We start from the raw sequence: 9327 nt of genomic DNA on the forward strand, positions 1-9327 counted from the left end.
GGGCCGTCGCGCGGCGCCCCGGCCGCGCCCGGCCGCGACGGGCTGCCGGTGCCGGGCGCGGGCGCGCCCGAGCCGGGCGCGGCCCCGGCGCCGGCCCCGCACCCGGCGGCCGCGCAGATCGTCGACCTGCTCGCGGCGAAGGGCGCGCGCCTCGCCGAGCTCGAGGGAGCGGGCGGGATGGATGCGGCGCGGGCCCTCGATCTCTGTGCCGAGGCGCTTGGAGACTGCGCCGAGATCGCACGCGACGAGGGGGGCGTCGTGGCCGACCTGATCGACGAGGCTGTCGATCTGATGGTGCTGCTGCAGCTCGAAGGCAGCCGCAGCGCGCTGTCCGATGCGGTTGCCCTGCTGTGCCAGGTCCGCTGCGAGGGCGAGGCGTGCCTCGCGGCCTGAGCGTGCGCCCTCCGGCGGCGCCAGGGGCGCGCGCCCCGATCCGTGGCATTCGATGGTCTCGCCCCGATCCTGCCGCATTTCCGCCCCGCGCCGAGACGCGCCCGCGCCCAGATTGATGGGCGAGACTTTGGGTTGGAGGGATCATGACCTACGCAGAGCCGGAGCCCGCAGAGCCCGCCCCCCCGGCGGCGCCCAGGGCGCAGGATGACGCCGGCCGCGCCGGGCCGGACACGGAGAGCACGGAGCCGGTCGTGGCGGTGCAGGCGGCCGCGGAAAACGCGCCCGAGGGACGCGGAGTGGCGTCCGCCGCGTCTTCGCCCACCCCGGAGGAGCTGTTCGGCCAATGCCACGAGGGGCTCGCGCCCCTCGTGGCCGAACGTGAAGAGGTGCTCGACCTGCTCGACCAGCTGTCGCTCTCGGCCGACCCGGCGACGCGCGATGCCGCCGCGCGCGATCGAGACCGGCTCTACGCCTTCGAGCCGTCGGTGACGATGATCGGACAGGTCAAGGCCGGAAAGACGAGCCTCGTCAACGCGATGGTGGGCGAGCCGGGCCTTCTGCCGGCCGATGTCAACCCCTGGACGTCCGTGGTCACCTCGCTGCATCTCGGCCCGCGCGCGGGGCAGGCGCCGCACGCCGCGCGCTTCACCTTCTTCGACCCCGAAGACTGGGAGCGGCTGACGCGGAAGGGGGGCCGGGTCGGAGAGCTTGCCGCCCGCTCGGGCGCCGCCGACGAGGCCGAGAAGGTGCGCCGCCAGATCGAGGCGATGCGCGAGAAGACCCGCGCCCGCCTCGGCCGCCGCTTCGAGATGCTGCTCGGCACCTGTCACGAGTACGGCTCTTACGACGCCAGGCTGATCGAGCGCTACGTCTGCCTCGGCGACGACTTCTTCGACGAGGACGATGGCGGAGAGGCCGTCGACGATCAGGGACGCTTCGCCGACGTGACCAAGGCGGCCGATCTGTGGCTGCCGCGCGAGGACTGGCCGATGGGCCTGTGCCTGCGCGACACGCCGGGCGTCAACGACACCTTCATGATGCGCGAGCAGATCACCATTCGCGCGATCCGCGAAAGCCGCCTCTGCGTGGTGGTGCTCTCCGCCCACCAGGCGCTGAGCTCGGTCGACATGGCGCTGATCCGCCTGATCTCGAACGTGCGCTCGCGCGAGGTGATCGTCTTCGTCAACCGCGTCGACGAACTGTCGGACCCCGCCACCCAGATCCCCGAGATCGAGGCGTCGATCCGGGGCACGCTGGCCACGCAGAAGGGGCTCGAGGATGTCGAGATCCTGTTCGGCTCGGCCCATTGGGCGACGTTGGCGCTGACCGGGCAGCTCTCGCATCTGGAGGGCGAGGCGGCCGACGTGCTGCTGGCCTATGCCGAGCACGCGCTGCCCGAGATGGAGCGCGAGGTGGGCCCGCTCGAGCTGATCTGGTGGCTGTCGGGCGTGCCCGCGCTCTACCGCGCGCTCTGGGGCCGGGTCGCCGAAGGGGCGGCGCGCGAGCGGCTCCAGCAGGTCGCCCGCAGCGCGATGAACCTTGCCATCGGCCACCGTGCCGCGCAGGAGGCCGACCCCGTGCGCCTCGCCGCGACGGGGGGCGCGCCGGTCGACACCGCCGCCCTCGCACGCGACCTCGACGCGCTGGAACGGACCGTGCTGTCGCGCTTCGACGCGGCCTTCGAACAGGCGATGGCGCAGGCCGCGCACCGGCTCGACCGGTCGCACCGCTCCTTCCTCGACCGGGCGACGGCGGCACTGATCAAGCATCTGGAGATCTACGGCGAGGACGCGCCGTGGAGCTACGACCCGACCGGCCTGCGCCTGCTGCTGCGCTCGGGCTACCAGGTCTTTGCCCGGCAGGTGAAGAAGATCGGCGAGGAGGCGGGGCAGGCCGCGGCCGAGGGCGCGGCGGCGCTCTATGCCGGCGCCCTGGGGCGCGAGGCGGAAGCGTTCCGCGTCCAGCCGCCGGGCCTGCCGCGTGCCGCGCCGCCGGTCCTGCTCGGCCAGACCATCGCGCTCGACCTGCAGAGCACCTGGTGGCGGCGCTGGTGGCAGCGCCGGCGGGGCTACGCCGCGTTCGCGCCCGACTTCTACGCCATGATCGAGGCCGAGACGCAGCCGATCCTCGACGACCTCGCCTCGGGCCATTGCGCGCCCGCCGGCGCAGCCGTGCGCGACGCGCTCGCGGCGTTCTTCGCCGACCAGCGGATGCTGGTCGAGGCGATGGCGGCGCGTGGGGCAGGGCAGGAGCAGGTGCCCCCTGGCCCCAGCCCCGAGGAGCTGAGCCACGCCATGAGCCGGATCGGCCGGCTCGCGGCCTGAGGCCGTGGGTCGCCCCTTTCCATTGATCGCAGCGCACCGACCGAAGGAGATCACCGATGTTCCACAGCCCGCAGACCCGCCTGACGAGCCACGCCGAGCCGCTGGAAGGCGCGCCCCGCCTTGCCGCCGTTCCGCCGGCGGGGGACGCGTCGCAGGGCGCGCGGCGCGCGGAGGCGGGGCCCGGCGGCGAGGCGGGCCGACGCCCGCGCATCGCCATCATGGGAGAGTTCAGTGCCGGCAAGAGCACCCTCAGCAACCTGCTGATGGGCGCGCCCGCCCTGCCGACGCGCGTGACCGCCACGCAGCTTCCGCCGGTCTGGATCACCCACGGCACGGGCGATCCTTACGGGATCGACGTGGACGGGGCGCGCTTCGAGATCGACCTCGACCGGCTGGAGGAGATCGACCCCGCGCGCACGTCGTATCTGGCCATCGAGCGCCCCGCCGAGGTGCTGCAGGTCTGCGACCTGATCGACTTTCCCGGCATTTCCGACCCGTCGATGCCGGCCGAGGTGTGGCAGCGGGCGGTGCCGCTGGCCGACGCGGTGCTCTGGTGCACCCACGCCACGCAGGCCTGGCGCCAGTCGGAGGCGGCGACGTGGGAGGAGATGCCCGAGGCCCTGCGCGCCCGTTCCTTCCTGCTGCTCACCCGGTTCGACAAGGTCGCCGACCCCAAGGACCGCCGACGCGTGCTCGCCCGCGTGCGGCGCGAGACGGAGGGGATGTTCTCCGGCGTCTTTCCGGTCTCGCTGACACGGGCCATCGCCGCCGCCGACGATGCGGGCGCCTTCGAGGAGAGCGGCGCGCAGGCCCTGCTCGACGCCCTGCTCGACATGGTGATGCGGCTCTCCTCCGAGCTGGGGCGGAGCATCTCGATCGCGGCGCCGGCGTCCGCAGGGGGCGACGAGACCGAAGGCGCGCTGCCCGGTGTCGCCTCGCTGGCCGCCCGGCGCGACCCGCTGCCGCCGGCCTCCGACGTGCCGCCATCAGGGCGGATCGTGCCGCGAAGGGTGCGGCCCCGCGCGGGCACGGCGCGCAAGGCCCGCCCGGCCGTGCCGCAGGACGACGGGCCGGCCTTCCCGACCCTGGGGTGAGGCGCTTGCGGGCGCCCGGCCCGGCGTAAGGGGTTCGTTCACCTCTCTGCGGCATCCTTCCCTCATTGGTCCGGCGCCGTGTCCTTGCGCGCGCCGGCCGGGGGAATCGGGAGAAGCCGCGCGATGACACTCGCCGAGGGGTTCGACCGCCTGCAGCGGGAGACGGCGGGGTGCAGCGCGCTTGTCTTCGGCGATCTCGACACGCGCACCGTGTTGCGCAGCGCCGCGGCACCCGGGTTTCGGCAGGAGGATCATGACGCGCTGCTGGCCGAGGCCGCCGCCTGTCTCGGCGCGCACGCGGCGAGGGTCATGGCCGAGGCGGGCCTCGGCGCGGGCGAGGACGCGCTGCCGCTCGAGGCGCTTCGCCTTCTGCCGGGGGAGGCGCGGCTCTATCGCAGGCTCTCGCCCGGTTCGGCCGAGGTGATCTGCGCGCGGCTCGCATCCACGGGCGATCTCGACCTGTTCGACGCGGCCCTCGCCGACCTGATCGACGCCCATGCGTGATCGTGGCGCCCTCTCCCGCCCCGGCGGCCCGCCACCGGGCCACGACCTGCCGCGTCTACTGCGCAAGCTCGCCGCCCCGCGGGCGCCTGCCGGCGGCCGAGGAGGCGCGCTCGGCGAGGGAGACGCGGCGCTGGCCGCCCTGCTCGACGAGATCGACGAGACGGTGATGGCCCGCCGTCTGCTGCTGGCCAACGCCGCGGGCGACGAACTGGCGCTCGAGGTCTGCAACCGTCGCCTGCTGCGCGCCGGCCCGCCCGAGCAGGGGCACGCCGTGCCCGGTGCAGGCGGCGCCACCCTCACCTATGCCGGGCTCGAGGATCTCGCCGCGCTGCGCGCCGCGTTCGCCCGGTTCTGCGGGGCGGGCGGCGTGCATCTGCGAGAGCGACGCCCGGGTGGCAGCGCCTCGCTCGAGCAGACCGGAGTCGCCGTCGGCACGCTGCGCCAGGCCTGGGGCCTGCCCGCGCATGACGCGGGAAGCGATGCGGCCCCGTCTCCAGCCCCGCCCGCGAAAGATGGCATGGGGGCAGAAGGTGGCCCGCCCGCCGGTCGCGCCACGCCCGTGGATCCAGGCGATTTCCGCACGGCGCTCGCCGCCCGCGCCATCGCTGCGGCCGCCACCCCGTCGGGGGAGGGCGATGCGCCGGAGCTCTCGGGCGATCCCGAGCAGGCCGCGCATCTCGGCGCCTGCCTCGGCCACGTCGACGCCCTCTTGCCCGAGACCGAGAGCCCCTCGGCGCTGGTCCTGCTGCCCGGCGCGGCGGGCGTCGCGGCGCTCGTGCTGCTGCGCGACGATGCAGGGGTGGCTGCCTACCGCGTACCGGCGGAGATGCCCGGCGCGCTCGCGGCGCTCTGGTCGTTCCGCCCGGGCTGACCGGGGCCGACCGCTGACGGGGCACGCCGACGCGGCGGGGCGCTCAGCCCGGGAGCACGAGGATCGCGCGGAAATCGTTGACATTCGTGAGGGTGGGCCCGGTCACGACCTGGTCTCCCAGCGCGCCGAAGAACCCGTGAGCGTCGTTGCGCTCGAGGGCGGCGCGCGGGTCGAGCCCCGCCGCCGCCGCACGGCCGAGGGTGTCGGGGCCGACGCACGCCCCTGCGACATCCGCCGCCCCGTCGACCCCGTCTGTGTCGCAGGCGATGGCGTGGATGCGATCCGCGCCATCGAGTGCCAGCGCCAGCGCCAGCGCGAACTCGGCATTCGGCCCGCCCGAGCCGTCGCCCCGTCGCGTCACCGTCAGCTCGCCGCCCGAGAGCAGGACGAGCGGGCGCGCGCGACCATCCGCTGCGCGCTCGAGCGCGAGCCTCGCCTGCGCGGCGGCCACCTCGCGCGCCTCGCCCTCGAGCGCATCGCCCAGCACCTCGACGTCGCAGCCCGCGACACGGGCGTGCTCCGCCGCCGCCGCGAGCGATTGTGCGGGGGCGGCGAAGATCGCGGTGACGGCCCGCGACAGCCGCGCGTCGCCCGGCGCCACCACGCCCGAGCCGCGGGCGAGAGCGGTCTGCACCGAGGGCGGCGGATCGATGCCCCAGCGCGCGAGAATCGCCGCGGCATCGGCCGCGGTCGTGGCTTCGCCCACGGTCGGGCCCGAGCCGATGTCGCCCGGCCGGTCGCCCGGCACGTCGGAGATGAGCAGCGCATGCATGCGGGCGGGGTGGGCCGCGGCGGCAAGCTGGCCGCCCTTGACCCGGCTCAGGTGCTTGCGCACCACGTTCATCTGCCCGATGGGCGCTCCGCTCGCCAGCAGCGCCTCGGTCACCGCCTGCTTGTCGGCGAGTGTCACCCCCTCGGCGGGGGCACAGAGCAACGCCGAGGCCCCGCCCGAGATGAGCGCCAGCGCGAAGTCGTCCTCTCCCAGCCCGGCGAGCAGCGCCAGCATCCGCTCGGTCGCTGCGACGCCGGCCGCATCGGGGACCGGGTGGGCGGCCTCGACGATCTCGACGCCGGCGCAGGGGCGGGCGTGTCCGTAGCGGGTGATCACCAGCCCCTCGCAGGGGCCCCATTCCGCCTCGACTGCCTCGGCCATCCGGGCCGAGGCCTTGCCTGCCCCCACGACCACCACGCGGCCCGACCGCGGCCTGGCGGGCAGGCGGGGCCCGAGAGACTGCATCGGGTCGGCGACCTCCACCGCCCGGTCGAACAGGGCGCGGAGCAGGCGGGCGGGATCGGGCATCGGGGGTCCTCGCGGCGGACGGGCGCGGTGCAGGGGAGCACCGCCGGCCTCGATGCGCAAGCCCTGCCCGGCCTCGGCGAGGGGCGGATGGCCAGCGGCGGAAGCGCGGACGGGGCAGGGTCTCGGACGGGCGGGGGCTCGGATGGTGCGGGGGCTCGGATGGGGCGGGGGCTCGGATAGGGCCGCGGCTCGGATAGGGCCGCGGCGCGGAGTCTGACGCCCGCGTCTCCTTCAGGGGTGCCGCGGGACGGGTCGACGTTCCCCTCCCGCGATACGGCGCTCCGCAGGCGCACCCGCTTCGCCGTCGCCCGCCCCGGAAGGCCGGCTCGACGGGACGAGCACGAGATCGGCACGCAGTCCGCCGAGACGGGCGCTCTGCGACAGTTCCAGCCGCCCGCCATGGGCGCGCGCGATCTCCTGCGCGATGGCGAGGCCCAGGCCGACTCCCGTGCCGCGATCCTGGTTTCGCGCCAGGTCGAGCCGCGCGAAGGGGCGCATCGCCTCGTCCCGCCGGTCAGGCGGGATGCCGGGGCCGTCGTCTTCGACGCTGAACCGCAGCGCCGTCTCCCCCAGGCGTGCCACCGAAACCTCGGCCCGGCCCCCGTAGCGCACCGCGTTGCCGATCAGGTTGTCGAGCGCCCGCTCGACCGCCAGCGCCCGCAGGGCCACGGGCGCGCGCGCGTCGTCGGGCGGCGCCGCAAGCCGCACGTCGCCGCCGCCGCGCCGGGCCTTCTCGACCGCGCGGGCCGCAAGCTCGGCGGGATCGGTCGGCACGGGCGGCGACTCGGCCTCGGCCCGGGCGAATTGCAGGAAGGCGTCGATCAGCGCCTCCATCTCGGCGACGTCGCGTTCCATCTCGGCGATGTCCGGGCTGCTCGCCCCGCTCTCGGGCAGCATCGACAGCCCCAGCCGCAGGCGCGTGAGCGGCGTGCGCAGGTCGTGGCTGATGCCCGACAGCATCCGGGTGCGCTGCTCGATCTGCCGCTCGATGCGCGCGCGCATGTCGAGGAAGGCCGCCCCCGCGGCCCGCACCTCGCGCGCGCCCGCCGGCCGGTAGGGCACCACGCGCCCCTGGCCGAAAGCCTCGGCGGCCGCCGCGAGCCGCGTGATCGGGCGCAGCTGGTTGCGCAGGTAGACGAAGGCGACCGCCGTCATCAGCACGCCGAACACGCCCATGATCACGAGGAACTGGTGGGGGTTCGACGCCGTCACCAGCCGGCGGGAGAACACCACCTCCATCGGGCCCAGATCGGTCTCGAGTTGCACCGTCACGTCGCGGCTCGACCGGGCGAGGTCGATGGCACGCAACTCGGGAATGTCGTCGGCGAGCGTGGCGACCACTGTCCGCCCCGAGACGTCGTAGAAAAGCCGCCGCACCGTGCCTCGGGGGGCCGGATCCGCCGCGGGCAGCGTCACGTCGAGCTCCAGGTCGCGCCGCAGATCCCGGGTATGGGCGAGCGCCTCGGCTGGGCTGTTCGTCTCGTGCACTTCGTTGAGCAGATGCCCGAGATCGAGCACCACGCTGCGCGACATCTGCCGTGTCACGTCCTCGAAGTGGCGCTGGATGAAGACGATCGAGACCACCACCTGCAGCGCCACGATGGGCAGAAGCAGGATCAACGCGGCCCGGCCGTAGAGGCCTCCCGGGACATAGCGTTTGAGCCAGGCGAAGAACATGGGTTAAGGCTAGCGGCGGATGGCGCGCGGAGGAACGGCGAAAATGGAGGTGGAACCGGGGCTGCGGCTGGTGCGCGCGCCGAACCCCTCGCCGATGACCCATACGGGCACGAACACGTGGATCGTGGGGCAGGGCGAGGTCGCGGTGATCGATCCCGGCCCCGACCTGCCGGCCCATCTCGCCGCGATCGAGGCGGCGCTGGGCGCGGGCGAGCGCATCGGCCACGTGCTGGTCACCCATGCCCACCGCGATCACTCCCCCCTTGCCCGCCCGCTCGCCGCGCGCTGGGGCGCGCCGGTGCTGGCTGCGGGCGGCATGGCCGCGCGGCGTCGCCCCGTCATGGCGCGCCTCGCCGCCGAGGCCGGGATCGGCGGGGGAGAGGGGGTCGACGCGGGCTTCGCCCCCGATGTGGTGCTCGAGGACGGTGCGGAAATCGCGGGCGAGGACTGGCGGCTCGACGTGATCGCCACGCCCGGCCACACCGCCGATCACCTCGCCTTCGCCTGGGGCGAGGCCGTCTTCACGGGCGATCACGTGATGGGCTGGGCCTCGTCGCTGGTCTCGCCGCCCGAGGGCGACGTGGTGCCGTTCATGGCGTCATGCCGCCGCCTCGCCGCGCGCCCGTCCCGCGTCTTCTACCCCGGCCATGGCGAGCCGGTGGACGACCCGGCCGGGCGCCTCGCCTGGCTGGTCGCGCACCGGGAAGCGCGCGAGGCGGCGATCGTAGCTGCGCTGGGAGAGGGGGGGCCGGCCACACCCGGGGCGCTCGCTGCGCGCATCTACACCGACACGCCGCCCGCCCTGCTGCCGGCGGCCGAGCGCAACGTCCTCGCCCACCTGATCGCGCTGGTCGAGGCCGGCCGGGCAACCGCCTCGCCCGCCGTCTCGTCCCGCGCGCATTACACGCTGGCGTGAGCCGCAATTTCCGGGCCGACCCTCTGGACGCCTGTTGAACCCCTTGCTATAGCCGCCGCCAGTTCCGGCGTAGCTCAGCGGTAGAGCAGTTGACTGTTAATCAATTGGTCGCAGGTTCGAATCCTGCCGCCGGAGCCAAGATCCAGAAAACCCCGTGAAATCAACGCTTTGGACCGGAAGAGTCGGTCCGGAGCCGGTGTGCGACACAGGCTGCGACACAAAAGTCGCGTCGAGGTCGCACACATGGT

General features: G+C 74.5%; 7 protein-coding genes, 1 tRNA gene and 1 pseudogene. 7 read left to right on the forward strand and 2 right to left on the reverse strand.

Going from position 1 to position 9327, the window contains the following annotated elements:
• The 5 genes and pseudogenes from DLJ49_RS21940 to DLJ49_RS20245 form a co-directional block, all read left to right on the forward strand.
• Positions 1-393 (forward strand): annotated as a pseudogene (locus tag DLJ49_RS21940) (hypothetical protein); the annotation flags it as partial.
• 143 nt (positions 394-536) lie between these two features.
• The gene (locus DLJ49_RS20230; RefSeq protein ID WP_115395323.1) at positions 537-2717 is read left to right on the forward strand and encodes a dynamin family protein; all 2181 of its coding nucleotides are present in this window, start codon (positions 537-539) and stop codon (positions 2715-2717) included.
• Between the two features lie 56 nt (positions 2718-2773).
• Complete coding sequence (locus DLJ49_RS20235) at positions 2774-3811, forward strand: dynamin family protein (RefSeq protein ID WP_115395324.1); 1038 nt, start codon at positions 2774-2776, stop codon at positions 3809-3811.
• 123 nt (positions 3812-3934) lie between these two features.
• Positions 3935-4315 (forward strand): hypothetical protein, encoded by a 381-nt coding sequence (locus DLJ49_RS20240; protein WP_115395325.1) that lies wholly within the window; start codon positions 3935-3937, stop codon positions 4313-4315.
• Positions 4308-5186: a hypothetical protein gene (locus DLJ49_RS20245; RefSeq protein ID WP_115395326.1), complete on the forward strand. Its 879-nt coding sequence runs from the start codon at positions 4308-4310 to the stop codon at positions 5184-5186. Before DLJ49_RS20240 ends, DLJ49_RS20245 begins: the two co-directional genes overlap by 8 nt.
• Positions 5187-5229: 43 nt before the next feature.
• Here the strand turns inward: DLJ49_RS20245 and DLJ49_RS20250 are convergent, their stop codons facing one another.
• Both DLJ49_RS20250 and DLJ49_RS20255 read right to left on the reverse strand, forming a co-directional pair.
• Positions 5230-6486: a glycerate kinase type-2 family protein gene (locus DLJ49_RS20250; RefSeq protein ID WP_115395327.1), complete on the reverse strand. Its 1257-nt coding sequence runs from the start codon at positions 6484-6486 to the stop codon at positions 5230-5232.
• A 231-nt stretch (positions 6487-6717) separates the two neighbouring features.
• Positions 6718-8163 carry an ATP-binding protein gene (locus tag DLJ49_RS20255; RefSeq protein WP_115395328.1) on the reverse strand — a complete coding sequence of 482 codons (1446 nt, stop codon included), beginning with the start codon at positions 8161-8163 and terminating at the stop codon, positions 6718-6720.
• A gap of 43 nt (positions 8164-8206) precedes the next feature.
• On the opposite strand from DLJ49_RS20255, the gene DLJ49_RS20260 reads away from it, so the two are divergent.
• Complete coding sequence (locus DLJ49_RS20260; RefSeq protein ID WP_233489343.1) at positions 8207-9079, forward strand: MBL fold metallo-hydrolase; 873 nt, start codon at positions 8207-8209, stop codon at positions 9077-9079.
• Positions 9080-9142: 63 nt separating this feature from the next.
• Positions 9143-9217: transfer RNA gene (locus DLJ49_RS20265), tRNA-Asn, on the forward strand.
• Positions 9218-9327: the final 110 nt, after the last annotated feature.

Source organism: Rhodovulum sp. 12E13 (genome assembly GCF_003340565.1).
Classification (GTDB): Bacteria; Pseudomonadota; Alphaproteobacteria; order Rhodobacterales; family Rhodobacteraceae; genus HLUCCA09.